At 65.8% G+C, this 26403-nt stretch carries 25 protein-coding genes; 12 read left to right on the plus strand and 13 right to left on the minus strand.

All coding sequences use genetic code 11. The annotated features are described in order from the left end of the window. Window positions 1-34: 34 nt before the first annotated feature. The 9 genes from FG486_RS08985 to rimP form a co-directional block, all read right to left on the minus strand. Window positions 35-580: a GNAT family N-acetyltransferase gene (locus FG486_RS08985; protein WP_181267283.1), complete on the minus strand. Its 546-nt coding sequence runs from the start codon at window positions 578-580 to the stop codon at window positions 35-37. Further along, window positions 577-1152 carry a thymidine kinase gene (locus FG486_RS08990; protein WP_060978146.1) on the minus strand — a complete coding sequence of 192 codons (576 nt, stop codon included), beginning with the start codon at window positions 1150-1152 and terminating at the stop codon, window positions 577-579. The genes FG486_RS08985 and FG486_RS08990 overlap by 4 nt, the downstream gene beginning before the upstream one ends. Then, complete coding sequence (locus FG486_RS08995) at window positions 1152-1577, minus strand: type II toxin-antitoxin system VapC family toxin (RefSeq protein ID WP_181267284.1); 426 nt, start codon at window positions 1575-1577, stop codon at window positions 1152-1154. The genes FG486_RS08990 and FG486_RS08995 overlap by 1 nt, the downstream gene beginning before the upstream one ends. Beyond that, window positions 1558-1839: an AbrB/MazE/SpoVT family DNA-binding domain-containing protein gene (locus tag FG486_RS09000; protein ID WP_066281023.1), complete on the minus strand. Its 282-nt coding sequence runs from the start codon at window positions 1837-1839 to the stop codon at window positions 1558-1560. The genes FG486_RS08995 and FG486_RS09000 overlap by 20 nt, the downstream gene beginning before the upstream one ends. Window positions 1840-1870: 31 nt before the next feature. Further along, window positions 1871-2293: a 30S ribosome-binding factor RbfA gene (gene rbfA / locus FG486_RS09005; protein WP_137776172.1), complete on the minus strand. Its 423-nt coding sequence runs from the start codon at window positions 2291-2293 to the stop codon at window positions 1871-1873. Window positions 2294-2348: 55 nt separating this feature from the next. Beyond that, window positions 2349-4910, minus strand: coding sequence for a translation initiation factor IF-2 (gene infB / locus FG486_RS09010; RefSeq protein WP_181267285.1), 2562 nt, complete (start codon window positions 4908-4910; stop codon window positions 2349-2351). Between the two features lie 93 nt (window positions 4911-5003). After that, window positions 5004-5714, minus strand: a complete 711-nt coding sequence (locus FG486_RS09015; protein WP_181267286.1) for a DUF448 domain-containing protein — start codon at window positions 5712-5714, stop codon at window positions 5004-5006. Beyond that, window positions 5695-7320 (minus strand): transcription termination factor NusA, encoded by a 1626-nt coding sequence (gene nusA, locus FG486_RS09020; protein ID WP_066274611.1) that lies wholly within the window; start codon window positions 7318-7320, stop codon window positions 5695-5697. Before nusA ends, FG486_RS09015 begins: the two co-directional genes overlap by 20 nt. Before the next feature lie 2 nt (window positions 7321-7322). Further along, the gene (gene rimP, locus FG486_RS09025) at window positions 7323-7892 is read right to left on the minus strand and encodes a ribosome maturation protein RimP (RefSeq protein ID WP_181267287.1); all 570 of its coding nucleotides are present in this window, start codon (window positions 7890-7892) and stop codon (window positions 7323-7325) included. Between the two features lie 326 nt (window positions 7893-8218). Here rimP and FG486_RS09030 point away from each other — a divergent pair, with 326 nt between their 5' ends. From FG486_RS09030 to FG486_RS09040, 3 genes are all read left to right on the plus strand, one after another. Beyond that, window positions 8219-8896 (plus strand): L,D-transpeptidase family protein, encoded by a 678-nt coding sequence (locus FG486_RS09030; RefSeq protein ID WP_066274602.1) that lies wholly within the window; start codon window positions 8219-8221, stop codon window positions 8894-8896. A 49-nt stretch (window positions 8897-8945) separates the two neighbouring features. Continuing rightward, entirely contained in the window at window positions 8946-10124 is a 1179-nt protein-coding gene (locus FG486_RS09035) for an aspartyl/asparaginyl beta-hydroxylase domain-containing protein (RefSeq protein ID WP_181267288.1), read from the plus strand. Window positions 10125-10202: 78 nt separating this feature from the next. Further along, a complete protein-coding gene (locus FG486_RS09040; protein WP_066274595.1) occupies window positions 10203-10550 on the plus strand; it encodes a GntR family transcriptional regulator in 348 nt (115 codons plus the stop codon). Window positions 10551-10555: 5 nt separating this feature from the next. Here FG486_RS09040 and FG486_RS09045 read toward each other — a convergent pair whose 3' ends face one another. Next, entirely contained in the window at window positions 10556-11890 is a 1335-nt protein-coding gene (locus FG486_RS09045; RefSeq protein WP_194249871.1) for a dicarboxylate/amino acid:cation symporter, read from the minus strand. Between the two features lie 154 nt (window positions 11891-12044). Between FG486_RS09045 and FG486_RS09050 the strand changes: the two genes are divergently transcribed. After that, the gene (locus FG486_RS09050) at window positions 12045-12650 is read left to right on the plus strand and encodes a hypothetical protein (protein ID WP_181267289.1); all 606 of its coding nucleotides are present in this window, start codon (window positions 12045-12047) and stop codon (window positions 12648-12650) included. A gap of 12 nt (window positions 12651-12662) precedes the next feature. Here FG486_RS09050 and FG486_RS09055 read toward each other — a convergent pair whose 3' ends face one another. Next, entirely contained in the window at window positions 12663-13859 is a 1197-nt protein-coding gene (locus FG486_RS09055) for a M24 family metallopeptidase (protein WP_181267290.1), read from the minus strand. Then, on the minus strand, window positions 13856-15124 hold the full coding sequence (locus FG486_RS09060; RefSeq protein ID WP_181267291.1) for an NAD(P)/FAD-dependent oxidoreductase: 1269 nt from the start codon (window positions 15122-15124) through the stop codon (window positions 13856-13858). Before FG486_RS09060 ends, FG486_RS09055 begins: the two co-directional genes overlap by 4 nt. Before the next feature lie 60 nt (window positions 15125-15184). On the opposite strand from FG486_RS09060, the gene FG486_RS09065 reads away from it, so the two are divergent. From FG486_RS09065 to FG486_RS09095, 7 genes are all read left to right on the plus strand, one after another. After that, window positions 15185-16108 (plus strand): dihydrodipicolinate synthase family protein, encoded by a 924-nt coding sequence (locus tag FG486_RS09065; RefSeq protein ID WP_181267292.1) that lies wholly within the window; start codon window positions 15185-15187, stop codon window positions 16106-16108. Between the two features lie 6 nt (window positions 16109-16114). After that, window positions 16115-17113 (plus strand): 4-hydroxyproline epimerase, encoded by a 999-nt coding sequence (locus FG486_RS09070; protein WP_181267293.1) that lies wholly within the window; start codon window positions 16115-16117, stop codon window positions 17111-17113. Window positions 17114-17120: 7 nt separating this feature from the next. Further along, the gene (locus FG486_RS09075) at window positions 17121-17786 is read left to right on the plus strand and encodes a GntR family transcriptional regulator (RefSeq protein ID WP_066284752.1); all 666 of its coding nucleotides are present in this window, start codon (window positions 17121-17123) and stop codon (window positions 17784-17786) included. A gap of 35 nt (window positions 17787-17821) precedes the next feature. Then, window positions 17822-19246 carry an amino acid permease gene (locus tag FG486_RS09080; protein WP_066284754.1) on the plus strand — a complete coding sequence of 475 codons (1425 nt, stop codon included), beginning with the start codon at window positions 17822-17824 and terminating at the stop codon, window positions 19244-19246. A gap of 40 nt (window positions 19247-19286) precedes the next feature. Beyond that, complete coding sequence (locus FG486_RS09085) at window positions 19287-20924, plus strand: amidohydrolase family protein (protein ID WP_181267294.1); 1638 nt, start codon at window positions 19287-19289, stop codon at window positions 20922-20924. Next, entirely contained in the window at window positions 20921-22498 is a 1578-nt protein-coding gene (locus FG486_RS09090; RefSeq protein WP_181267295.1) for an aldehyde dehydrogenase (NADP(+)), read from the plus strand. The genes FG486_RS09085 and FG486_RS09090 overlap by 4 nt, the downstream gene beginning before the upstream one ends. 110 nt (window positions 22499-22608) lie before the next feature. Then, complete coding sequence (locus FG486_RS09095) at window positions 22609-24129, plus strand: flavin-containing monooxygenase (protein ID WP_181267296.1); 1521 nt, start codon at window positions 22609-22611, stop codon at window positions 24127-24129. Window positions 24130-24132: 3 nt separating this feature from the next. Here FG486_RS09095 and FG486_RS09100 read toward each other — a convergent pair whose 3' ends face one another. Then, window positions 24133-24945, minus strand: coding sequence for a PdaC/SigV domain-containing protein (locus FG486_RS09100; protein ID WP_181267297.1), 813 nt, complete (start codon window positions 24943-24945; stop codon window positions 24133-24135). Window positions 24946-24990: 45 nt separating this feature from the next. On the opposite strand from FG486_RS09100, the gene FG486_RS09105 reads away from it, so the two are divergent. Next, entirely contained in the window at window positions 24991-26400 is a 1410-nt protein-coding gene (locus FG486_RS09105; protein WP_181267298.1) for a leucyl aminopeptidase family protein, read from the plus strand. Window positions 26401-26403: the final 3 nt, after the last annotated feature.

Here is a 26403-nt window from a genome sequence, read left to right on the forward strand (position 1 = left end):
TGCGCCCCATGGCCAAATGCGAAGGGCAGGGGCGTCAGGCCCGGCTGCGTTCCCAATCCTCGCGCAGCAGGCCGAAGACGCAGGTGTCGCGGACAAAGCCGGTCCAGGTGATGCGGTTGCGGCGCAGCGTCCCTTCATGCATCGCACCGAGCTTGCGCACTGCGGCCTGGCTGCGCAGGTTGCGCGCATCGACGCGGAATTCGATGCGGGTATAGCCCTGCGCAAAGGCATGCTCGATCATCAGCCGCTTCATTCGCGTGTTGACGCCTGCAGCACCCCGTGCCGATGGCTCAATATAGGTTCCGCCGATCTCGACGACATGGTTGCGCGTATCGGGGTTGATATAGCTCGACATGCCGATCACCTGATCGCGCCACAGCACGGCAAAGCGCACCCAGCTGGTGGTGGCGTGGAACTCCTCCATCGCCTTGTCGAAATGCTCGCCCAGCATCGATATGGGGTAGATATCCCAGATCTCGGTATCGCGCGCGCACGCGGCGCGCAGCGGTTCGACATGATGGTCGGCGAGCAGCTCGAGCCGAAGGTCGCCATCGCTCAGCATAGTGCGAAGGCCGCTCATGCCAGCCGCGCCATGAAATGCTTGCGGCACAGCGCGATATAACGGTCATTGCCGCCAATCTCGGTCTGCGCGCCCTGTTTCACAGCATGACCCGCAGCATCGACCCGCAGGTTCATCGTCGCCTTGGCGCCGCATTCGCACACGGCCTTCAGCTCGACCAGATGGTCGGCGATCGCCAGCAATTGCGCGCTGCCTGGGAAGAGTTCGGCCTGGAAATCGGTGCGCAGCCCATAGCAGAGCACCGGAATCCGCAGCTCGTCGCAAATGCGCGCGCACTGGAAGACCTGCGTCTTGGTGAGGAACTGCGCCTCGTCGACCAGCACGCAATCAAGCGGGGCCGAGGCCAAGTCCAGCGCCACCGCTGCAAAGATGTCGGTCTCCGGCTCGAACAGATGCGCGGGCGCTTTTAGGCCGATGCGCGAGGTGATCTGTCCCGCGCCATAGCGATCGTCGAACGCCGCCGTCCACAGCATCGCCCGCATCCCGCGCTCGGCATAGTTGAACGCCGCCTGGAGCAGCGTGGAAGATTTGCCCGCGTTCATCGAGGCGTAGTAGAAATAGAGCTTGGCCATCAGGGGAGTTTTCCAACAGTTTCAATCGGAACCGGGCTTTCGCCTCCGGCCTTGCGGGCAATGGCTTTGTCAAAGGTCGCGAAAATCGGGGCTGCGCCGGTTGCCGCGACGATGTGCATCATGTCGGCCCAATCAGCGCCTTGGAGAAATCGGTCTATCGCCCATAAGACCGAGTTGCTGTGTTCCACCTGCACATGTTCGACTTCAACGACTTTGTGCAGCATACTGGCGACGATGGGCCTCGGGATTTTCAGCGCCTTTTCGAGGACCCAGCCGAGCTCGGTTAGCACTGTCAGCGAGACATAAGCCGGTTCACGAAGAATTTGGATCGCCAGCGCGGATTGCGCAGGATCATCACCAAGCAGCCATCGCGCCAGAATGTTTGTATCGACGGCCCGCACGCGATTATCGGCCAGCAACGGCATCCATGTCCGGATCGTCGATATCCGGTGACCAGCTCAATCTTTCGATCGGTATCGGGGGCCCCTCGTGCCGGTACATCTGCCGAAGTTCGCGTGTGGCTTCCTCGATGGAGAGCCGCTTCGTGCGCGCCACGGGGCGGAGCATGACACCGTCGCCCATCGGGATCACCTCGAGGTCCCGGCCCTGTGCCCAGCCGAGGCGATCGCGAACATCCTTGGGGATCACTATTTGCCCCTTGGCGGAAAGGCGGGTGACGTCGTTCATGGCGCAAGTGTACGTCTTACCCGGTAAGACGTCAATCGTCGCCGCCGTCCTCGTCGCCGTCTCCGCCCAGGTCCTGCGCCACCTTGGGGTCGCTCAGCAGCCGGTCGATATGGCTACCGGTGTCGAAGCTGTCATCGGCCAGCCATTTGAGCTTGGCGGCATATTTCATCCGCACGCGCTGCGCGACCTCGCGTTGGAAATAGGCGGTGTTGGTACGCAGCGCCTTGAGCACCACGTCCTCTTGCCTGCCCAGCAGCGGCTTCACGAACACGGTTGCGTGGCGCAGGTCGGGCGACATGCGCACTTCGGTGACCGAGACGGTGGTGCTGCTCAGCACATCGTCATGCACCTCGCCCCGCGTGAGCAGTTCGGACAGCACATGGCGCACCTGCTCGCCGACGCGCAGCACGCGCACCGAACGCCCTTCCGGGCTGGTATCGTTATGCCTGGCCATGATCGTTCCCTTCACGATACCCCGCCGACCGTTGCCGGGCGGCGGGGATCATGCCTTACAGCGTGCGGTCGCGCATCTCGACGTCGAACGTCTCCAGGATATCGCCCGGCTTGATGTCGTTCGTATCCTGCAGCACGACGCCGCATTCCAGACCCGCGCGGACCTCGGCCACGTCGTCCTTGAAGCGGCGCAGCGAGGCGATGCTCGTCTTGCTGACGATGACATCGTCGCGGGTGATGCGCGCATAAAGGCCCTTGCGGATGAAGCCGTCGGTGACCAGCAGGCCGGCTGCCTTGTCCTTCTTGCCCGCCGGGAAGATCTCCTTGATCTCCGCACGGCCGACTACGGTCTCGATCCGCTCCGGACCCAGCACGCCCGCCATCTCGCCCTTGATGTCGTCGAGCAGGTCATAGATGATGTCGAAATATTTGAAGCGCACGCCGTCGCGTTCGGCCAGCGCGCGCGCCTGGGCATTGGCGCGGACGTTGAAGCCGATGATCGGCGCGTTCGACGCCTTGGCCAGCGTCACGTCGGACTCGGTGATGGCACCCACGCCCGAATGCAGCACCCGGGCCTTGATGTCGTCGGTCGAGATCTTGTTGAGCGATCCGACAATGGCTTCCACCGAACCCTGCACGTCGCCCTTGACCAGCACCGGATATTCCTTGGCGCGGTTGGCCGACAGCGCCGAGAACATCGTGTCGATGCTCGCAGGTGCCATGGTCGTGCGCTTCTCCAGCGCCTTCTGGCGGCGGTAATCGGCGACTTCGCGGGCACGCTGCTCGTTCTCGACCACGGTCAGCTTGTCGCCTGCCGACGGCACGCCGGTCAGGCCCAGCACTTCGACCGGGATCGACGGGCCGGCCTCATTGACCTGCTTGCCCTTGTCGTTGATCAGCGCACGCACCTTGCCCGACTGCTCGCCGACGACGAACACGTCGCCGCGCTTGAGCGTGCCGCGCTGCACCAGCACGGTGGCGACGGGACCGCGGCCCTTGTCGAGCTTGGCTTCGACCACCACCGCTTCGGCAGCGCGATCGGGATTGGCCTTGAGCTCGAGCAGTTCGGCCTGGAGCAGGATCTTGTCGACCAGCTCGTCCAGGTTGATCTTCTTGAGCGCGGAGACCTCCACGTCCTGCACGTCGCCCGACATCGCTTCCACGATGACCTCGTGCTCGAGCAGGCGCTCGCGGATCTTCTGCGGGTTGGCGCTGTCCTTGTCGACCTTGTTGATCGCCACGATCATCGGCACGCCAGCGGCCTTGGTGTGGTTGATCGCCTCGATCGTCTGCGGCATCAGGCCGTCATCGGCCGCCACCACCAGGATGACGATATCGGTGACATTGGCCCCGCGCGCGCGCATCTCGGTAAAGGCGGCGTGGCCCGGCGTATCGAGGAAGGTGATCTTGTCGCCCGACTTCACCTGCACCTGATAGGCGCCGATATGCTGGGTGATGCCGCCCGCTTCGCCCGCCACCACATCGGTGCCGCGCAGCGCGTCGAGCAGGCTGGTCTTGCCGTGATCGACATGGCCCATGATCGTCACCACCGGCGCACGCGGCTTGAGCGTTTCGGCCGCATCGACGTCCGCCTCGTGATCGATTTCCACGTCGGAATCGGACACGCGGGTGATCTTGTGGCCGAATTCCTCGACCAGCAGCTCGGCGGTATCCTGGTCGATCGTCTGGTTGACGGTGACCATCATGCCCATCTTGAACAGCGACTTGACCAGGTCTGCGCCCTTTTCCGCCATGCGGTTGGCGAGTTCCTGGACGGTGATCGCTTCGGGCACGACGACATCGCGCACCTGCTTGGGCTGCGCATCGCGGCTCTGGCCGCCCATGTGCAGACGGCGCTCCTTTTCACGCGCACGCTTGAGCGCGGCGAGGCTGCGGGCCCGTGCACCGCCATCGCCTTCGTTCAGCGCCTTGCTGACGGTCAGCTTGCCCGCCTGGCGACGGTTGTCGACCACCTTGGTGCTGGCCGGCTTTTTGGGCTTGATTTCGGGGCGCGGGGCAGGGGCCACCGGCGTGAACCGGCGCGGCGGCGGCGCTGCGCGCGTTTCCTCGGTGGCGGGCTTGGCCGCTTCCTTGGCTGCGGGCGCAGCTTCGGCTTTGGCCTCGACCGGTTCTGCGGCCGGGGCCTGCTGCGCTTCGGCCGCAGGCGCGGGCGTTTCGGCAGGCGCAGGCGCGGGTTCAGCCGCAGCCTTGCGCGCTTCCTCGGCCTTGCGGCGCGCTTCCTCGGCGGCCCGCTGACGCTCCTCGGTCTCGCGACGACGTGCTTCCTCGAGCGATGCCAGACGCGCTTCCTCGGCCTCGCGCAGCAGCTTTTCCTGCAACTCGCGGCGGCTCAGCGCCGAAACCGGCTGCTGCGGACGCGGTGGCGGCGGCGGAGCTGCGGCCGGGGCAGGGGTGGGCGCCGGAGCGGGCGCAGGGACAGGTGCGGCAGCAGGCGCCTCGCCCGGCTTGCCGACCAGCTTGCGGCGCTTGACCTCGACCACGACCTTGTTGGTGCGACCATGGCTGAACGTCTGCTTGACTTCGCCAGCCTCGACAGAACGCTTCAGCCCCAGCGGCTTGCGACCCAGTGTCGGCTTGTTTTCGGTATCTTCACTCATCGAACAGACTCAATCCTCAATAAATTCTCATATCGGGCGATGCATCAGGCATCGCCGGTCCGCACGGGGCATGTCCGCGCACGCCAGAGCGGGCTAGACTGGCTCGCCGGGGCCGGGCACGGCCCCCTCCCCTTTGAAATGCAGCAATCGGCCAAGAAACTGGTCAATGCGGGCGGCGGCGCGCTGATCGGTCAGCGCCACATGGACCGCGTTGTCGCGCCCCAATGCCACAGACAGGCGGGTGCGGTCTACAGGCAATACGGTTCCGCGCTGGCCGCTGCCTTCGGCATCGCTGCCGACGCGCCAGGCCTGATCGAGCTTCGCATTGCCGTCGGGCGAGCTGTCGCTCGAATGCAGCAGCAGCCACACCTTGCCGCGCCGCGCCGCCTCGGCGATGCGGTCCGATCCGGTCAGCAGCGTGCCCGAGCGCGATTCCAGCCCCAGCCGGTCGAGCAGCGCGCGCGTCAGCGCCTCCTCGATAATGGCAGGAAGATCGTCGGGCACGGTGATCGGCCCGGTCTTGAACGCACGCGCGAGCGCGGCCTTCATCCGGCCCTTGGCGATGGCCTCTTCGAGCTCGGGCCGCGTCACGCCGATCCACGCGCCGCGCCCGGGGGCACGCGCGCGCACATCGGGGGCGACCTGGCCATCGGGGCCGATCGCCAGCCGGATCAGGCCGTCACGCTCCGCCCGTTCGCCGCTGAGGATGCAGCGGCGGATCGGGCCATCCGCCTTGTCGGCGGCAGTGCTGGTGGCGTCGTCGGTTAGAAGATCACCGGCCGTGTCATTGGGAAGTTTCCGCATGCGCGTCCTCCCCATCGGCGCCCGCATCTTCGTCCTCGAACCAGTGTGCGCGCGCGGCCATGATGATCTCGTTGCCCTGCTCTTCGGTCAGGCCATAGGTCGCCAGCACGCCGCCCTTGTCTTCGGGCCGCTTGTTGGCGGGGGCCGAATTGTCGCGGCGGCGCTGTTCGGTGCGCTTCTTGGCGATCAGCTCGTCGGTGGCGAGGTCGGCCAGATCGTCGAGCGTCTTGATGCCCGCCTTGCCCAGCGTCACCAGCATGGCTTCGGTGAGGTGCGGCAGCTCGGCCAGCGCATCGTCGACGCCCAGGCCGCGACGTTCCTCGCGCGAGGCCTCTTCGCGGCGCTCGAGCGCTTCCTGCGCGCGGCTCTGCAGCTCTTCGGCCAGCTCCTCGTCAAAGCCCTCGATGCTCGAAAGCTCTTCGGGCGAGACATAGGCGACTTCCTCGAGCTCGCTGAAGCCTTCGGCGACCAGCAGCTGCGACAGCGTCTCGTCGACGTCGAGCTCGTTCTGGAACATTTCCGAACGCTCGGTGAATTCCTTCTGGCGCTTCTCGCTCGATTCCGCCTCGGTCATGATGTCGATGGCCGAACCGGTGAGCTGGCTGGCCAGACGCACATTCTGACCACGACGGCCGATGGCGAGCGACAGCTGGTCGTCGGGAACGACCACCTCGATGCGGCTCTCTTCCTCGTCGATCACCACGCGGCTGACGGTGGCCGGCTGCAGCGCATTGACGACGAAGGTCGCGGTATCTTCCGACCAGGGGATGATATCGATCTTCTCGCCCTGCATTTCCTGCACGACCGCCTGGACGCGGCTGCCCTTCATGCCGACGCACGCGCCGACGGGGTCGATCGAGCTGTCATAGCTGATCACGCCGATCTTGGCACGGCTGCCCGGATCGCGCGCAGCGGCCTTGATCTGGATGATGCCGTCATAGATTTCGGGCACTTCCAGCTCGAACAGCTTGCGCATGAAATCGGGATGCGCGCGGCTGAGGAAGATCTGCGGGCCACGGTTCTCGCGGCGGACGTTGAGGATTATTGCGCGGATGCGGTCGCCGACGCGGGCGACTTCACGCGGGATCTGCTGTTCGCGGCGGATCACGCCTTCGGCGCGGCCGAGGTTGACGATCACGTGTCCGAATTCGACCGACTTGACGACGCCGGTAATGATCTCGCCGACGCGATCCTTGAACTCATCATACTGACGCTCGCGCTCGGCATCGCGGACCTTCTGGAAGATCACCTGCTTGGCGGCCTGCGCGTCGATGCGGCCCAGGTCCACGGGCGGCAGCGGATCGACGATGAAGTCGCCGACCTGTGCGCCCTTTTGCAGCTTCTGCGCCTGCTTGACATCGACCTGCTTGAAATAGTCCTCGACGGTTTCGACCACCTCGACAACGCGCCACAGGCGCAGGTCGCCGCTGACCGGATCGAGCTTGGCGCGGATGTCGTTTTCCGCACCATAGCGAGCCCGTGCCGCGCGCTGGATCGCCTCTTCCATCGCTTCGAGCACGATGGCCTTGTCGATCATCTTTTCGGTCGCCACCGAGTTGGCGATGGCGAGAAGTTCAGCCTTGTTGGCGGAAATGGCGCTGGCCATGATCAGTCTTCCTGTTCTTCGAGGTCTGCGTTTTCGTCGATTTCTTCGATGTCGTCCACACCGCTGGTATCGAGCGGGCGGGTGGCGGCAATCAGCTTGTTGGTCAGCATCAGCTTGGCGCTGAGCACCTGGCCGAACGGCACGGTGACATGGCCGACCTTCTTGTCGTTGACCGAGATCATCTCGCCTTCGAGCGAGAGCAGCTCGCCGGTCAGCTGCTTGCGACCCTGCGCCGCCTCGGTCAGCACCAGCCGCGCCTCATGGCCCAGCCAGTTGCCATAGTCCTTGAGGCGGGTGAGCGGGCGGTCGATGCCGGGCGAGCTGACCTCGAGCCGGTACGATCCGGGCACCGGGTCCTTGCCGGCTTCTTCCAGCGCATCGAACAAGTCGGAAATCCGACGCGACAGCGCGGCGCAATCGTCGATGTTGAGCTGTCCGGTCTCGGGCCGTTCGGCCATGATCTGCAACGTGCGGTCATCGCCCGCACCGAACAGGTGCACGCGCACCAGGTCAAAACCGAGCGCCTGGGCTTCGGGTTCGACAAGGGCAGCGACGGCGGCAAGATCGGTCAACGATAGGCTTTCTGATAAATTGGTCTGTGGGCAGGGCAGCAAAAGCTCGTTCGCGCCGGCCCCGCGAGGCGCCGGCCCGTCAAGTCTCAGCAACCATGTCGGGATGGATCGCCATATAGGCGCATGGGCCGCGATAAGCAACCCATAACTGCCGCCTGCGCGCCGGCCTCGGCCGGTAACCGTATCGCTTAACCCGACCGCCCGTCACCGTCCCGCCGGGGGACGGGGCCATCGCGGCGCTGGCGATTCGGCAGCCATTTGGTTAGCATCTCGTAAATGCCGCATTGAGGTGGCGTTAACGCATCGCACGACGGGAGCAGCGAACCATGAAATGGCCCAAGGCACGGCAGGTGGCAGGCGGCGGCATGCTGGTCGGTATCGGTGCGCTCGTGGGGGCCATGATCACCAGCGCGCCCGGCGATGCGGCGATGCAGCCGGTCGCCAGGGCGGCGCTGCCCGGCACGCAGGCACAGGCGGCTGAGGCGGCCACGCCCGTGCTGGCCAAGGCCGATTCCGCCATCACGACGCCAGAGCAGGCGGGCTATGCAATCAAGAGCGTGATGACCATCGATGGCCCGCTGGGGCATGGCAACTATTACTGGGACGAAAGCAACGCTCCTGCGACCGGCCCGCTGCTGATCACGGTCGACCTTGCCGCGCAGACGCTTTCGGTCTTTCGCGACGGCCATGAGATCGGCGTCGCGGTGATCCTTTACGGTACCCCGGAAAAGCCGACACCGCTCGGGGCCTTCCCGATCACCCAGAAGGATGCCGACCACGTCTCCAACCTTTATGATGCGCCGATGCCGTACATGATGCGGCTGACCAACGATGGCGTCGCGATCCACGGCAGCGATGTCGAATGGGGCTATGGCACGCGCGGTTGCATCGGCGTGCCGACCGCCTTTGCTAAACTGCTGTTCGAGCAGGTGAAGCTGGGCGATGTGGTCATCATCACCAACGGCCAGCGCATCAACGTCGGTGACGCTGTCGCCGGAGTCTGACGCAAAGCATCTGCTGGTCATTCGGTTCGTCGCTGGCTAGACACGGGTGATGGATCGCCAGCACGCCAGCATCGTCATCCAGCAGGCCATAACCGCCCTGCGCAGCGGCGATGCGACACGCGCGCGCGATCTGCTGACCAATGTCGTCAACGATCCGCCCCCGGGCGAGGTGCCGCCCTGGTTCCTGCTGGCCCAGGCCTGCCAGATGGCGGGTGACGCAGCAGGGCAGGGCGATGCGCTGGTCCGGTTGCTGGCAGAAGAACCGCGGCATCTGGGCGGTCTGCTGCTGATGGCGGGAAACAAGGCGGCGCTTGGCGATTCGCGGGCGGCTTCGTCCTTCTACACCACGGCGCTGGCGGTGGCCGATCACGCGCCCGATCAGGTGCCACAGGCGATGATCCCGCTGCTGCAACAGGGCCAGCAATATCTGCAACAGGCGCAGGGCGAATATGCTGCGTTCCTGGCCGACCAACTGGCAGGCAAGGGCATTGCCCCGGGTTCCGTGTCGTCGCGCGTCGACATGGCGCTCGATCTGCTGCTGGGGCGCAGGCAGGTTTACGTGCAGGAGCCGACCAGCTTCTACTTTCCCGGCCTGCCGCAGCGCCAGTTCTACGAGGCGGCCGAGTTCGACTGGGCGGAAGGCTTCGAAGCGCAGGCGGATTCCATGCGCGCGGAGCTCGAAGCGCTGCTCGATCGGCAGCCGAGCGATTTCAGCCCCTATGTCCAGACCCGGCCCGACCGGCCTGCCGCCGCCAATCCCTTGCGCGACGACCCCAGCTGGGGCGCGCATTATCTCTGGGAAAATGGCGTACCCGTCCCCGACCATGCCGCCCAGGCACCGGCGACCATGGCTGCGCTCGCGACGGCGCCGATGCCGGTGATTGCCGCGCGCTCGCCCATGGCGCTCTATTCGCTGCTGCGCCCGGGCACGCATATCCGCCCGCACAACGGCATGCTCAACACCCGGCTGATCTGCCACCTGCCACTGATCACCAATGCCGATTGCGCGATCCGCGTCGGCAACGAGACGCGGACGTGGCAGCAGGGCAGGCTGCTGATCTTCGACGACAGCATCGAGCACGAGGCGTGGAATCGCGGAAGCGCCACGCGCATCATCCTGCTGTTCGAAATCTGGCGGCCCGAGATCTCGATGGACGAGCGCGTCGCGCTCACCGCGATCTTCGAGGCGATCACTGCCTATGGCGGACTGCCACCCGACCAGGGATGACCCCTAGGATTGCTGCGCAAAAAGCCTCGCATTGAATCCACTTGACCTGCCACGCTGTATTATGGCAGTGAAGCAGTGATGGCAGACAACTCCAAACCCGTTTACCTGAAGCTCCGCGACATCATCGCCGCATCGATTCTCGACGGTGTGTACGCGGAAGGCGACATGCTTCCTTCGGTCCGGGCGTTTGCTGCCGAACAACAGGCCAACCCGCTGACGGTCGCCAAGGCGTATCAGATGTTCCAGGACCAGGGACTGGTCGAGGTGCAGCGCGGGGTGGGCATGTATGTCGCACCCGGCGCGGTCGACAAGCTGCGCGCGATGGAGCGCGAGGACTTTCTCCAGCATGTCTGGCCGCCGGTGCTGCGGCAGATGCGGCGCATCGGCCTGTCGCCCGCCGCCCTGCTCGACGAAGAGAAAGCCTGAGCCCCTCAGGGGTCGACCGCATCCTCGGGAAGATCCTCGACGCGCGGCAACCGGTCGGCCAGCGCCAGGTCGAACTGTTCCTTGTCCAGCCGGCCTTCCCATTTCGACACCACCACGGTCGCCACCGCATTGCCGATGAAGTTGGTGAGGCTGCGGCATTCGGACATGAACCGGTCGATCCCCAAGATCAGCGCCATGCCCGCGACCGGCACCGAGGGCACGATCGACAATGTCGCCGCCAGCGTGATGAAGCCTGCGCCGGTCACCCCCGCAGCCCCCTTGGACGAGATCATCGCGACGCCGAGCAGCAGCAATTGCTCGCCGATCGAAAGCTCGACATTGCACGCCTGCGCGATGAACAGCGCCGCCAGCGTCATGTAGATATTGGTGCCGTCGAGGTTGAAGCTGTAGCCCGTCGGCACGACCAGGCCGACCACGGTCTTGGGGCAGCCGGCGCGCTCCATCTTCTCGATCAAGGAGGGCAGTGCGCTTTCCGATGACGAGGTGCCGAGCACGAGCAGCAGTTCGGCGCGCAGATAAGCGATGAGCTTCAGGATCGAAAATCCGCACGCCCAGGCTACCGCGCCGAGCACGACCAGCACGAACAGCAGCGAGGTCGCATAGAAGGTCGCCACCAGCGCGGCGAGATTGGCGAGCGTGCCGATGCCATATTCGCCGATGGTGAAGGCCATCGCACCGAACGCGCCAATGGGGGCGGCCTTCATCACGATGCCGACCAGCTTGAAGAACGCGGCCGACGCATCCTCGAGCAGGTCAAGCAGCCGCGCGCCCCTGTCTCCGATCATCGCCAGCGAAATGCCGAACAGGATCGAGACGAACAGCACCTGCAGCAGGTTGCCGCTGCTCAGCGAGGCGAGAAACGTGTCGGGCACGATGCTGCTCAAGAAACCGGTGATGCTCGATTCCTGCGCCTTGGCGGTATATTCGCTGACCTTGCCGGTATCGAGCGTCGCCGGATCGATGTTGAGCCCCGCACCCGGCTGGACGACATTGGCGACGATCATCCCGACGACGAGCGCAAGCGTCGAGAAGGTCAGGAAATAGGCAAAGGCCTTGCCCGCGACGCGCCCGACGCTCGCCAGATCGCGCATGCCAGCGATGCCGGTGACGATGGTGAGGAAGATGACCGGCGCGATCACCATCTTGACCAGCTTGATGAAAACATCGCCCAGCGGCTTCATCGCCGCCCCGGTCTCCGGCGCGAAATGCCCAAGCGCCACGCCCGCGACGATCGCCACCAGCACCTGCACATAAAGCTGCGCATACCAGCGGCGCGGTGTGCGGGTGGGGAGCGGCGAGGGCGAAGCGATCGATACCATGCGCCCCGCCTATCACCGTGCGCTGCTCTGTCCAACCGACGAGTCGGCAGATCGAATGCACGGCGCTGCATGAGGCGGTGTTGCGCCAGTCCCTGTAACCTTGCTGCGGCCATCATCGGAACCGCCTGGATAATCGCGGTTAGGGAGTGGGCGAATGCAGATGGACGAGAGTGCAGGCAAGGCAGAAGCGATCCTGCCGGTGCTGCTGGGAGCCATCGTCCTGACCCAGATCGTCTACGTCGCGAAATCGGCCCTGAAGATCGAGATTGCGAGCGCGGCGATCTGGTCGGTGGAGGCGCTGCTGTTCCTGGCCATCGCCGTGATCGGTCTGGTGGCCGCGTTGCAAAAGTCGCGGCTGCTTGCATGTACCTGCATCGCGATAGCGGGAATGGTCAACGTGTTGCAGGTCGGCATGGGATTGACGATGTTTGGCCCTTTGTTCGATGCGGGGGAGCCTCTTATCCCGGTCTATGAGTCGGTCGTGGCCATGGCGTTTTTTCTCTTTTTCAGCGGCAAGCTGCTGTTCGGGTGCGCGGCTATCGTGGTGGGCATGGACCTGAGGCGTTCCGGTGGTGCCGTCCGGCTTGTCGGACTCACAGCCATAGCGGCAGGCCTGGTCGCAATGCTGGTGAATTTTGGCGGAATGGCGGTCGGCATGGACTGGCTTTACCCGGCCGGTGCAACCGGTACGATTGCCACCGTGTTGCTGGCCGTGGCGCTGCACTTGCAGGCTCGCCCGGCCATGCAGATTGCCGGATAGGGTCGATCGGCCTCAACCGAACGGCGCGTCGATCGCGGGTTGCGGCTCGGTGAACCAGCGCGGCCCGTCGTCGGTCATGTAGAAATGGTCCTCCAGCCTGATGCCGAAACGGTCGGGGATGACGATCATCGGCTCGTTGGAAAAGCACATGCCTGGGCCAAGCGGCGTGGTGTCGCCGCGGACCAGATAGGCGGGTTCGTGGATCGAAAGGCCGATGCCGTGGCCGGTACGATGCGGCAGGCCGGGTAGCGCATAGTCGGGGCCGAGCCCTGCGGCCTCGAGTACGCGGCGCGCGGCGGCGTCGACGCTCTCGCACGGCGCGCCGGGCTGGGCAGCGTCGAAGGCGGCGGCCTGCGCGGCATGTTCCAGATCCCAGATGCGGCGCTGCTCGTCATTCGGCGTGCCGAAGACATAGCTGCGCGTGATGTCCGAATGATAGCCGTGGACGGTGGTCCCGGTGTCGATCAGTACCATGTCGCCTTCGTGTAGCTCGGGATCGCCTGGCAGGCCGTGCGGAAAGGCCGATCCGCGCCCGAACTGCACCATGCAGAAGGTACTGCCCGGTCCGCCCATCGCGCGGTGCGCGTCCCCGATGAAGCGGATCACCTCGCTGGCCTTGATGCCTTCGCGCAGGATCAGCGCGGCGCGGCGATGCGCCTCGAGCGTCATCGACTTGGCCTGTTGCATCAACGCGATCTCGGCAGGCGACTTGTGCATGCGGCAGCCATCGATCGCAGGCGCACCGCTGGTCAGCGTGACGCCGGGTGCGGATTTCGCGATCCGGTCGACGAACAGAAAGGGCAATGCCGGGTCGATCGCGAGCGTGGTGACATTCCAGGCGAGGCAGGCGTCGGCGACCAGCGCGGTCGGCGATTCGTCCTCCTGCCAGAGGCGGATCTCGACCTCGATCGCCAGTTCGGCCTGAAGCGATCCCAGTTCGAAATAGGGCGCGATCATGATGGGATCGCCGCTGACCGGGATCAGCAGCGCTACCAGCCGCTCGGTCCCGCCCCAGGAGACGCCCGCGAAATAGCGCAGGCTCGTGCCTGCGCCGACGATCAGCGCGTCCGCCCCGGAATCGCGGGTCAGCTTGCGCGCCTTCTCGATCCGTGCCAGCCGTTCCTCGCGCGTGATCGGCGGGGCGATGTCCTGCCATGGCCCAAGCCCGGCCAGCTGCTCGGTTGCGGTCGATCCGCCAATGCCTTTCATGTCGTTCCTCCAAAGCGCGCCGGGTCGAAGGGCGCCAGATCGATGGGACTGGGCTTGCCCGTTGCCAGCGCAGCAACCAGCTCCCCGGTGATCGCCGCGAGCGTCAGTCCCAGATGCTGGTGCCCGAAAGCGTATAGCAGATTGCGCGCGCGGGCGCTGCGGCCGATCGCGGGCAGATAGTCGGGCAGGGTCGGGCGCGCCCCCATCCAGGGCTTGCCGGGCAGGTCGAAGGGCAGGCCAAGCTCGATGACATGGGCACGCAGCTTGGCCCATTTGGTCGGATCGGGCGGCGCGGCGCGCGCGGCGAACTCGACAAAGCTCGCCGCACGCAGGCCACCTGCAAAGCGGGTGACGATCATCGAGCGGTCCTCGAACGCCACCGGGGGCATGTCCTGCGGCCAGCGGCTTGTCGGCGACTGGATGTGATAGCCGCGCTCGGCGATCAGCGGGATGCGCGCGCCCATCGGCTGCAAAAGCTCGGCGGATGCGGCCCCGGCGCAGAGCACGATCTGGTCGGCGCGCAGCGTCTCGGCGCCCAGCCGGACAATCGCCTGGTCGCCCTCCAGCGCGATGCCTTCGGCCTGCCCATGCCGGATCGCGCCCCCGTCCGCGGCCAGCGCAGCGCGCAGCGCATCGGCGAGCGCGACGAGATCGGTCATCTGCCCCGAGCCTGCAAAGCGCACCGCGCCGGCTATCTGCGCTCCGCGCGCCAGGTCGCGAATCGCGGCCAGTTCGTCCGCGCTCGCATCGCGCACGCTGGCGGTGCCGATATCGGTTCCGGTCCAGAAGGCGCGGCCTCGCGCCGCGGACGCCGCGCTCTCCCAGGCGACGAAATGGCCGTCCTCGCGCAACAGGTGCGCCGCGCCGATGATCCAGCTCGTTCGCTTCCAGGCGGGCATCGCCTCGGCAAGGAGCGCGGAGAGTGCCGCCGTGCCCGCCGCGAAGCGCGCTGGCGTGCTGGCGCGCATCAGGCGCAGCGCAAAGGGACCCCAGGTGCCGATCTGTGCTGCGGGAAGCCCCAAGGCGCCGCGCGGATGCATCCTGCCCCAGGCGCTGCGGATCGTCGCCAGCGAGGCGAGCGGTTGGACCTGCTCGACCGCGATATGCCCGGCATTGCCCCAGGATGCACCTTGCGGCTTTTCTTGCGGCTCCAACACTGTCACGATGCAGCCCGCGCGCTGCAGCTGCAGCGCCGCACAGAGGCCGACAAGGCCTCCGCCAATGACGAGAGCGGTCGCGCGCGAAGGATGGCTGCTGTTTTTCATCTTGCAGGTCCCATCCTATAATCGTATACGATTTTATCGCAACAGGGGATTTCCGCGACAATGACGGCTCACAAGACGCTTTGGCAGGGAGTGTATCCCGCCGCCACCACCCAGTTCACCGAAACCCTCGCGATCGATCATGACGCGACGCAAAAGGTGCAATCGGCGCTGGTCGATGATGGCGTCGACGGGTTGATCATCCTGGGCACCTGCGGCGAGAACAATTCACTTGAATCTGACGAGAAGCTCGCCGTGCTCAAGGGCGCGGTCGAGGCGGTCGGCGGCCGGGTGCCGCTGGTCGCGGGCGTTTCCGAATTCACCACGAAGCGGGCCATCGAATATGCTCGGTCGGCCGAGGCGATCGGCATCGATGCGCTGATGCTGCTGCCGTGCATGGTTTATGTGCCCCGGGTCGAAGAGCTGGAGGCGCATTTCCGCGCGGTGGCCGAGGCGACCAGCCTGCCGATCATGCTCTACAACAATCCGCCCGCCTATCGCGTCAATGTCGATTTCGACACGCTCGCCCGGCTCGAGAACGTGCCCAATATCGTCGCGATCAAGGAAAGCGCGCCCGATCCGCGCCGCTTCACCGACCTGATCAACCGCTTCGGTGATCGCTATACGGTGATGGCAGGCCTCGACGATGTCGCGCTCGAAGGGCTGATGCTGGGCGCATCGGGCTGGGTCTCGGGCCTGACCAGCGCCTTCCCGCGCGAATCGGTCGCTCTGGTCGCGGCGCAGCGGCGCGGCGATTATGCCGAGGCGCTGCGCATCTATCGCTGGTTCATGCCGCTGCTTCACCTCGATGCCGAGCACGACCTGGTCCAGTCGATCAAGCTCGCCGAACAGATCATGGGGCGCGGATCGGAACGCGTGCGCATGCCGCGCCTGTCGCTGACCGGCCAGCGCCGCGCCGACGTCATCGCCTGGGTCGAGCAATGCGCCGCGACCCGGCCCGTGCCCGATGTCGCGGCGGCTGCCTGATCGCGCATGAAGCACACGTTTTTCTGCATCGACGGCCATACCGCGGGCAATCCCGTCCGTCTGGTTGCAGGCGGCGCGCCGCTGGTGCGCGGGTCCTCGATGGCCGAGCGGCGGATGGACTTCATCGAGCGGTTCGACTGGATCCGCACCGGGCTGTGCTTCGAGCCGCGCGGGCATGACATGATGTCGGGCGGGTTCCTCTATCCGCCCACCCGGCCCGAGAACGATGTCGGCATATTGTTCATCGAGACCTCGGGCTGCCTGCCGATGTGCGGGCACGGCACGATCGGGATGATCACCTTCGGTCTGGAGCACGGGCTGATCCAGCCGCAGACGCCCGGCCTGCTCAAGGTCGAGGTGCCCGCAGGCGACATCCAAATCGAATATGAGCGCGATGGCGACAAGGTGGCCTGGGTGCGCATCCGCAACGTGCCCTCGTTCGTCGCAGCCGAAGGCGTCGAGATCGACGTGCCGGGCCTGGGGCCGCTCAGCATCGACATCGCCTATGGCGGCAATTTCTATGCGATCGTAGAGCCGCAGGGGAACTACACGGGCCTGGACGATCTGGGCGCGGCGCGGCTGATCGAGCATGCGCGCACGATCCGCGCGATGCTGCGCGAAAAGATCGAGCCGGTGCACCCGCTCGACGACCGGATCAGGAGCGTGAGCCATGTGCTCTGGGCCGACAAGCCCAAGGGCGAGGGCGCGGACGGGCGCAACGCGGTCTTCTATGGCGAGCGCGCGATCGACCGTTCGCCCTGCGGCACCGGCACCTCGGCACGGCTGGCGCATCTCGCGCACAAGGGCAGGCTCCAGGTCGGCGAGCGCTTCGTGCACGAAAGCTATATCGGCAGCCGCTTCGTCGGCCGGGTGGAAGAGGCGATCGAGATCGGTGGACGACCCGCGATCATTCCCTCGATCCAGGGTTCGGCGATCGCGACGGGTTTCAATACCATCTGGATCGACGACAAAGACCCCTTTTGGGATGGCTTCTCTGTGATATGAGAGGCTTATGAGCATCGCCGCGCGCAACCTTTCCGAACAGCTGGTCGACCAGGTTCGCGCCCGCATTCTGAACGGAACCGTCGCGCCCGATCGCCCGATCCGCCAGGACGCGCTTGCGGCCGAAATGGGGGTAAGCAAGATTCCGCTGCGCGAGGCGCTGGCGCGGCTGGAGCAGGAAGGGCTGCTCGCCTCGCAGGCCAATCGCGGCTTCACCGTGCGACCGCTGACCGCCACCGAGGCCGAAGAGGTCTATGCGCTGCGGCTCAAACTCGAGCCCGAAACGATCGCCATTGCTGCCAGGCTGGCCGGAACGGCCGAGCAGCAGGCGGCGTCCGATCTGCTCGATCAGCTCGACAGCCTCACCGATTCGGGAGGCGAAGGCGTCGGCGCGTTCAACCGGGCATTTCACCTTGCGCTGCTCCGCCCCGCCGGGCGCCCGGTGACCTTCACCATTCTCGAACGGCTGCACGTGCTGTCGGAACGCTATGTGCGCAAGCATCTCGAGCCGCTCGGCCGCAACGAGCGCGCCAACGAGGAGCATCGCGATATGCTGCAGGCGTGGCTGGCGCGCGACGAACGCAAGATCGCGGCGCTGACCGTGGTGCATATCGGCAAGACGCTCGATGACCTCAGGCTGCAGCTGCAAACCGATTCCAAGGGACCGCCGGGCTGATCGCCCGCGCGCATAATCATAAAGGGACGCGACGGATGGGGATTTTAGGGCCGATCAAACCGATAGTGCAGGCGGCCGACGCCCCTGAGGGCAGCCGGTTGAAACCGACATTGTCCTGGCCGCACCTGATCGCGCTGGGCGTCGGGGCGATCGTCGGCACCGGCATCTACACGCTGACCGGGGTGGGCGCCGAGCGCGCCGGGCCTGCGGTGATCCTGGCCTTCGCGATTGCAGGGGCGGTCTGCGCCTGCGCCGCGCTCGCCTATGCCGAGCTCGCGACGATGATCCCGACCGCCGGTTCCGCCTATACCTATACCTATTCGGTGGTTGGCGAGACATTGGCCTGGGTGGTCGGGTGGAGCCTGATCCTCGAATATTCGCTTGCCTGCTCGACCGTCGCGGTCGGCTGGTCGGGCTATCTGGTCGGCTGGTTGCAATCGGCTGGCGTCGAACTGCCCGCCATGCTGCTGTCGGGACCGCATGCAGGCGGTATCATCAATCTGCCTGCGGTCATCGTGTCGCTGGCGATTGCGGGTATGCTGATGGCTGGCACGCGCGAGAGCGCGACGCTCAACATCATCCTCGTCATCATCAAGCTGACCGCGCTCACCGCCTTTGTCGCGCTGGCGCTGCCCGCGTTCGACAGCGCGAACTTCACGCCGTTCATGCCCTATGGCTTCGGCAGCACCGTGCAGGACGGGTCGACCCGCGGGGTGATGGCGGCTGCTGCGATCGTGTTCTTCGCCTTTTACGGCTTCGATGCGGTGGCGACCTCGGCCGAGGAAGCGCGCAACCCGGGGCGTGACCTTACCATCGGCATTGTCGGGTCAATGGCGGTGTGCACGCTGATCTACATGGCGGTGGCGCTCTCCGCCGTCGGGGCGATGTCGTACCTCACGCTCGGCAATTCGCCCGAGCCGCTCGCGCTGGTTCTGCGCACGCTTGGCCATCCGACCGCCTCCTATCTGGTCGCGCTCGCCGCGCTGATCGCGCTGCCTTCGGTGATCCTGGTGATGATGTACGGCCAGAGCCGCATCTTCTTCGTGATGGCGCGCGATGGCCTGCTGCCGCAGGCGCTGTCGCGCGTCTCGCCCAAGACCGGCGCGCCGGTGCTGGTGACCGGAATTACCGGCGTGTTCGTCGCCGCTGTCGCCGGCTTCTTCCGGCTCGACGAGATTGCCGAACTCGCCAATGCGGGGACGCTGCTCGCGTTCATCGCGGTGGGCGGGTGCCTCATGGTGCTGCGCAAGCGCGCGCCCGAATTGAAGCGCGTGTTCAAGTGCCCGCAGCCCTATCTGGTGGGTACTCTGGCGATCCTTGGCTGCCTCTATCTGCTCGCCAGCCTGCCGTCGCAGACGCTGGTGCGCTTTGCGCTGTGGAACGTGGCGGGCCTTGCCTTCTACTTCCTCTACAGCCGCTCGCGCAGCCAGGCGCTGCAGGATCAGAACGCCGGGGCGTAATCAAAACGGGCCGAGCAAGGCCCGCAACAGGGGAACGGACATGCGGATCGGTCGGATTTTGCTGGCGAGCCTGTCGGCGCTCGCGCTGGCGGGCAGCGTTTCGGCGCAATCGCTCGGCCAGGCGGAAAAGCGGGAGGTCGCCGATCCCATCCCGGCGCGGACGCTGGGCGAGGGGCCCTGGCCGCGCACCGTGTTGCGCAACGCGATCTATGTCGACGGCACCGGCGCGCCCGCACAGGGACCGGTCGACATCGTCATCGAGAACGACCGGATCGTGCAGATCGCCAGCATCGGCGCACCCGGCGCGATCGAGGAGGCGCGCAGGCCGCCCAAAGGCGACAAGGAATATGACCTGACCGGTCACTATGTGTTGCCCGGTTTTGTCGATGCGCATGTCCATCTGCACACGCTGAGCGATGGGCAGGGCGTGCCGAGCGACTATGTGCTCAAGCTCTGGCTGGCGCATGGCATCACCACCGCGCGCAATGTCGGCTCGTCCGAAATGTCGATCGAGCAGCAGGTGGCGATCAAGAACCGGCTGGCGCGCAACGAGATTGTTGGCCCCAGGCTCGATGTCTACCCGATGTTCCAGCAGATCGGCCTGCCGATCCGCACCGCAGAACAGGGCCGCGCGGCGATCCGCGATGCCAAAAGGCGCGGCGCGGACGGCATCAAGTTCATCGGCGGCAGCGAGGCGGCGCTGCTCGCCGCGATCGACGAGACCAAGAAGCTGGGGATGCATTCGACGATGCACCATGCCCAGGGCGTGGTCGCCTATGCCAATGTGCTGCGCACCAGCGAGGCGGGCCTCGAATCGATGGAGCACTGGTACGGGCTGCCCGAGGCACTGTTCACCGACCGCAAGCTGCAGGACTGGCCCGGCGATTTCGTCAATACCGACGAGCAGATGCGCTTCGGCGAGGCGGGCAGGCTGTGGAAACAGGCGGCGAAGCCCGGCTCGGAGCGCTGGAACGAGGTGATGGAAACGCTGCTGAAACGCGGCTTCACCATCGATCCGACCTTCACCGCCTATCTTGCCAGCCGTGACCTGATGCGGATGAACCGCGCGGTCTGGCATAACGAATACACCATGCCCGCCTTGTGGGACTGGTACCGCCCCAGCCGGATCAATCACGGCAGCTACTGGTTCGACTGGACCACCGAACGGGAGATGGACTGGAAGGAGAATTTCCGGCTGTGGATGGCGTTCGTCAACGAGTACAAGAACCGCGGCGGGCGCGTCACCGTCGGATCTGACGCGGGCTATATCTACAACACCTATGGCTTCGGCTATATCCAGGAGATGGAGTTGCTGCGCGAGGCTGGGTTCAGCCCGCTCGAGGTGATCAACGCGGCGACGCAGCAGGGCGCGCGGCTGCTCGGCCATGATGCTGATATCGGCACGATCGAGCCGGGCAAGAAGGCGGACCTCGTCATCGTCAAGGGCAATCCCATCGCCAACCTGAAGCTGCTCTTTGCCACCGGCACGCTCAAGCTCGACGATGCGACCGGCAAGGCGCAGCGCGTCGGCGGTATCGCGTGGACGGTGAAGGACGGCATTTTCTACGAGGGCAAGGCATTGCGCGCGGATATCCGCGCGATGGTGGCCCGCTCCAAGGCCGAGCGCGGACTGCCGCCAGGCTATATGACCATCGAACAGGAAGATCTGACCCAATGACCCTGACCGGCCAGTATTTCATCGCGGGCGAACGCCGCGGCCATGGCGAGATATTCCACGCCTATGATCCGGCCAGGGGCGCGAGCATCACCGATATCGGCTTTTTCAGTTCCGATGAGCGCGACATTGCCGATGCCTGCGCGGCCGCCGAAGACGCTGCGGTTTCCTATGCCGATCTGCCGCTGGAACGCCGCGCGGCGTTTCTGGAAGCCATTGCCAGCGAGATCGAAGGCTTGGGCGATGCCCTGCTCTCCCGCGCGGCCGCCGAATCGGGCCTGCCGCTCGCCCGCCTCACCGGCGAGCGCGGGCGCACCTGCGGCCAGCTGCGGCTGTTCGCCGCCGAAGTGCGCGACGGCCAGTGGCTCAAGCTGCGCATCGACCATGCCGACCCGGCGCGCACCCCGCCCAAGCCCGACCTGCGCCTGCGCATGATCCCGCTGGGGCCGGTCGCGGTGTTCGGCGCGTCCAACTTCCCGCTCGCCTTCTCGACCGCAGGCGGCGACACCGCCTCAGCGCTGGCCGCAGGCTGCCCGGTGGTGGTCAAGGGGCACCCCGCGCATCCCGGCACCGCCGAGCTGGTCGCAGGCGCGATTACCCGCGCGGCTGCGGCGACCGGCATGCCCGCCGGCGTGTTCAGCATGGTCACCGGTACCGGTAACGCCATCGGCGCCGCGCTGGTCGCCGACCCGCGCATCCAGGCGGTGGGCTTTACCGGATCGCGCAGCGGCGGCGAGGCGCTGATGAAGATCGCCGCCGCGCGTCCGCAGCCGATCCCGGTCTATGCCGAAATGTCGGCGATCAACCCGGTCATCCTGCTGCCGCACGCGCTGGCAAGCAGGGGCAAGGCGCTCGCGGCGGGCTATGTCGGATCGCTCACTTTGGGATCGGGCCAGTTCTGCACCAATCCTGGGCTGGCGCTCGCGCTGGAAGGCGCGGCGCTCGACGCGTTCCTCACCGAGGCGGGCGCATTGGTCGAGGCGCAGGTGCCGCAGACCATGCTCACCGCCGGAATCCACTCGGCCTATGAAAAGGGCAGCGCCGCGCTCGCCGCCACGCCCGAGGTGCAGACGATCGCGCGCGGCGTTCACCCGACCGGCCCGCACGAAGGCCGCACCGCATTGTTCAGCGTCGCGGCGAAGGACTGGCTCGCCAAGGTGGAATTGCAGCACGAGGTGTTCGGCACCTCGTCGATCGTCGTGCGCTGCGCCGACCGCCACGAACTGCTTGCAGTGCTGCGCGGGCTCGAGGGCCAGCTCACCGCGACGCTGCACATGGACGAGGCGGATACCGACGTTGCCCGCGCGCTGCTGCCGGTGCTCGAGCGCAAGGTCGGGCGCATCCTCGCCAATGGCTGGCCGACCGGGGTCGAGGTCGGGCATGCGATCAACCATGGTGGGCCATACCCCGCGACCTCGGACGGGCGCACGACCTCGGTGGGCACGCTCGCGATCGACCGTTTCCTGCGTCCTGTCGCCTATCAGGACCTGCCAGAGGCTCTGCTGCCCGAGGCGCTGCGCGAAGGCGGGCAGGGCGGCGTAATCGCGCGGATCGACGGAGCCTGGCGTCTCGCCTGAGCGCAAAATATGGCCGAGACGGTCCGATATGGGTTGCAATTCACAACGATGTAAGCAACCTTTCGATCGATAGAGCCGCAACAGCGGCCTCATGACTGGAGAGTCCCGCCATGAAGCATGAAAAGCCGTCTGACCTCAAAGCCGCGTCGCATGTCGATGTGCTGATCATCGGCGCCGGAATTTCCGGCATCGGCATGGCGGTGCATCTCAAGGAAAAATGCCCCGGCAGGACCTTCGCGATCCTCGAGCGGCGCAGCGATATCGGCGGCACCTGGAACCTGTTCCAATATCCCGGCATCCGCTCGGACAGCGACATGCATACGCTGGGCTTCGAGTTCGAACCCTGGCGCGAGCAGAAGGCGATTGCCGACGGCCCGTCGATCCTGAGCTATTTGAAGCGGATCAAGGACGAGCGCGGGCTGAACGATTACATCCGGCTCGGCCACAAGGTGCTCTCGGCGAGCTGGTCGAGCAGCGAGGCGCGCTGGACGATCGCCGCCGAGGTCGAGGGGGAAGGTGTGCAGCACCTGACTTGCAGCTATCTGTTCATGGGCACCGGCTATTACGATTACGACCAGGGCTATGACCCCGAATTTGCCGGGCGCGAGAGCTTTGGCGGGCAGATCATCCATCCGCAATTCTGGCCCAAGGGCTTCGACTATTCGGGCAAGCGCGTCGTCGTGATCGGATCGGGTGCGACGGCGGTGACGATCGTTCCGTCGATGACCGACCGGGCGAAGCATGTAACGATGCTCCAGCGCACGCCGACCTGGTACTGGAGCCGCCCGGCCAAGGACTGGCTGGCGAACAGCCTGCGCGCGATCATGCCCGACGAATGGGCGTACCGGATCATCCGCTTCAAGAACGTGCGGATGCAGCAGATCTCGTTCAACCGCGCGCGCAAGGACCCCAAGAAGGTCGGCGACTTTCTGCTCAAGCGCATCCGCAAGATCATGGGCAGCAAGATGCACGAGCCCGATTTCCAGCCGCCCTACGGCCCCTGGGAACAGCGCCTGTGCCTGGTGCCCGATGGCGACATGTTCAAGGCGATCCGCGACGGCAAGGCGGATATCGTCACCGACCATATCGACCATTTCACCCCCACCGGCATCCAGCTCAAGTCGGGCAAGCATCTCGATGCCGACGTGATCGTCACAGCGACCGGCCTCAAGCTCGCGATGGCGGGCAAGGTCGACTTCTCGGTCGATGGTCAGCCGCTCGATTTCACCCAGCATTTCTACTACAAGGGCTGCATGTTCAGCGACGTACCGAACATGGCGATCGTGTTCGGCTATCTGAACGCCTCGTGGACGCTCAAGGTCGATATCGTCGCCGATTTCGTCTGCCGCACGCTCAATCATATGCAGGCCACCAACAGCGACATCGCAGTGCCGGTGCTGGGCAGCGATGGGGCGGTGAACGAGGAGCAGATCTTCGATTTCTCGTCGGGCTATGTCCAGCGCGCGCTCGATATCCTGCCCAAGCAGGGCGACCGCATGCCCTGGCGGCTCAACCAGGATTATCTGTTCGACCGCAAGGTGCTGCGCGAAGAGGCGGTGGACGATGGCGTGCTCGCCTTCCGCAAGGCGGCGGTACAAGTGGAAGAACCCACCGCGATCGCGGCGGAATAGGGCTCATTCCGCCGCGCTGAACGCCGCCCGATATTCGGGCTTGATGCTGGCGATCGTCTGCCGGGTTACCGGGACGCTGATCTCGTACACGCCTTCGGCATAGGGACCTGCCACATAGGGCGCCGCAACGAACAGGATGCGGTCGAACCTGTCCTGTCCGACAGCGGACGGTATGATGACGAGGTCGCTGAAGGGCGGGCAGACGTTGAACATGTCCTCGGGATCGGCCGACATATACTCGCCGCGCCGCACCTGCCTTTCCGCCTTCAGACCGTCGCAATAGAGCGTGCGCATCGGATCGAGCGCCGCGTTCATGTCGGTGAACAGCGCTTCGGGCTTGAGCCTCTTGCCTGCTGCCTTGTCCCATAGCAGCACCTCATAACCGGTATTGCCATGCGCCCCGCCCGAATAGCTGCTGATTTCGCCCAGCATTGCGAGCAGCGGCGGCGTGTTGCCGGTGGTGGACCAGCTCGTCCCCTGCATGTGCGGGTTATAGGGATAGTCGTTGGCCTTGGCGTCCTTCTCCGCCTCCTCCGCTTCGCTTTCCAGCTCGGCCAGGCCCTGCACACGGTCTTCCTCGAGCAGCTTGGCCAGCGCAGGAATCGCCGCGGCTTCAGCGGGATAAGCATAGCTGTACGTGAACTTTTCGGCCTCACGCTCGAACGCAACCGGCTTGGCCGCCGCTTGACTGTCCTTTGATGTGGCGGGCTTGGCCTTTTCGGTCACCGGCGCATCCTGGCCACAGGCGGCCATCGCGGGCAGCATCAATGCGGCCAGCGCGGCGAGCGCCAGAGAGCCAGGTTTTCGAACGATCATGATTCTCTCTCGCAGTTGCGCGTCAAATTGCTGTAAGACCTGACAATGATTGATTTGTCCTCCCTCGTCCAGCCGGACCTTGGCCAGAGCGCGCGCAGCATCCACCTTGTCGACAAGGCGGGGCTGGCCGACTGGCTGAGCGCCGCGCCGCCGCGCATCCGCAACCACCTGTCCGCCATGCGCTTTGCGGCGCGTCCGCACGAGCTGGTCGTGGTTCCGGGCGACTCCGCCGATGACTGGGCGGTGGTGCTGGGCGTGGCCGATGCCGCAAATCTGCGGCCATGGTGTCTCGCCAAGGTCGCAGAAGTGCTCGCCGCGGGGCATTATCGTCTCGCAGGGGATGTGCGGCCCGGCGATGCGCTGATCGGCTGGGCGCTCGCGCAGCACCGGTTCACGGCCTACAAGAAGCCGGAAGACAGCCCGCAGGGGCCGCGCGTGCTGCTGACCAACGATCCGGCGCGCCGAGATGCGGCGCTGGCGGAGGCCGAGGCGACCGCCTGGGTGCGCGATCTGGTGAACACCCCTGCCGAGGACATGGGCCCCGCTGCGCTCGAAGAGGCCGCCGCCACGCTGGCCCGCACCTTTGGCGCGCTGCTCGACGTGACTCGCGGCGATGCGCTGGAAACCCATTATCCGATGATCCATGCGGTCGGGCGTGCGGCGGCGCGCAGCCATGCCCCGCGCCTCATCGAGCTGCACTGGGGCCGCGACGATCACCCCAGGGTGGCGATCGTCGGCAAGGGCGTATGCTTCGACAGCGGCGGGCTCGACATCAAGCCGGCCTCGGGCATGCTGCTGATGAAGAAGGACATGGGCGGCGCGGCGCACGCGCTGGCGCTGGCGCAGCTGATCATGCGGATGAAGCTGCCGGTGCGGCTGCACATGCTGGTCGGCGCAGTCGAGAACGCAATTGCGGGCAATGCCTTCCGTCCCGGCGACGTGCTGAAGAGCCGCAAGGGCATCACCGTCGAGATCGGCAATACCGATGCCGAAGGCCGGCTGGTGCTGGGCGATTGCCTGGCCAAGGCGAGCGAGGCGACGCCCGACCTGATCCTCGATTTCGCGACATTGACTGGCGCTGCCCGCGTCGCGGTGGGGCCGGACCTGCCTGCGCTGTTCTCGAACAGCGATCCGCTCGCCGAAGGACTGCTGTCCAGCGGCACGGCGGTGGGAGACCCTTGCTGGAGGCTGCCGCTCTGGCCGGGATACGAGGACATGTATGCCAGCGACATTGCCGATATCGGCAACACGGGCGGGTCCTTTGCCGGGTCGATTACGGCGGCCCTGTTCCTCCAGCGCTTTGTCGGCGAAGGCGTGCCCTGGGCGCATTTCGACACCTATGCCTGGCGCCCGACCCCGCGCCCCGGCCAGCCCAAGGGCGGCGAGGCGATGGGGCTGCGCGCCAGCTGGCACTATCTGCGCAGCCGCTATGACGCGAAACCTGCCCCGCAATGACGG

The sequence above is a fragment of the Blastomonas ursincola genome, assembly GCF_013607875.1.
GTDB lineage: Bacteria > Pseudomonadota > Alphaproteobacteria > Sphingomonadales > Sphingomonadaceae > Blastomonas > Blastomonas ursincola.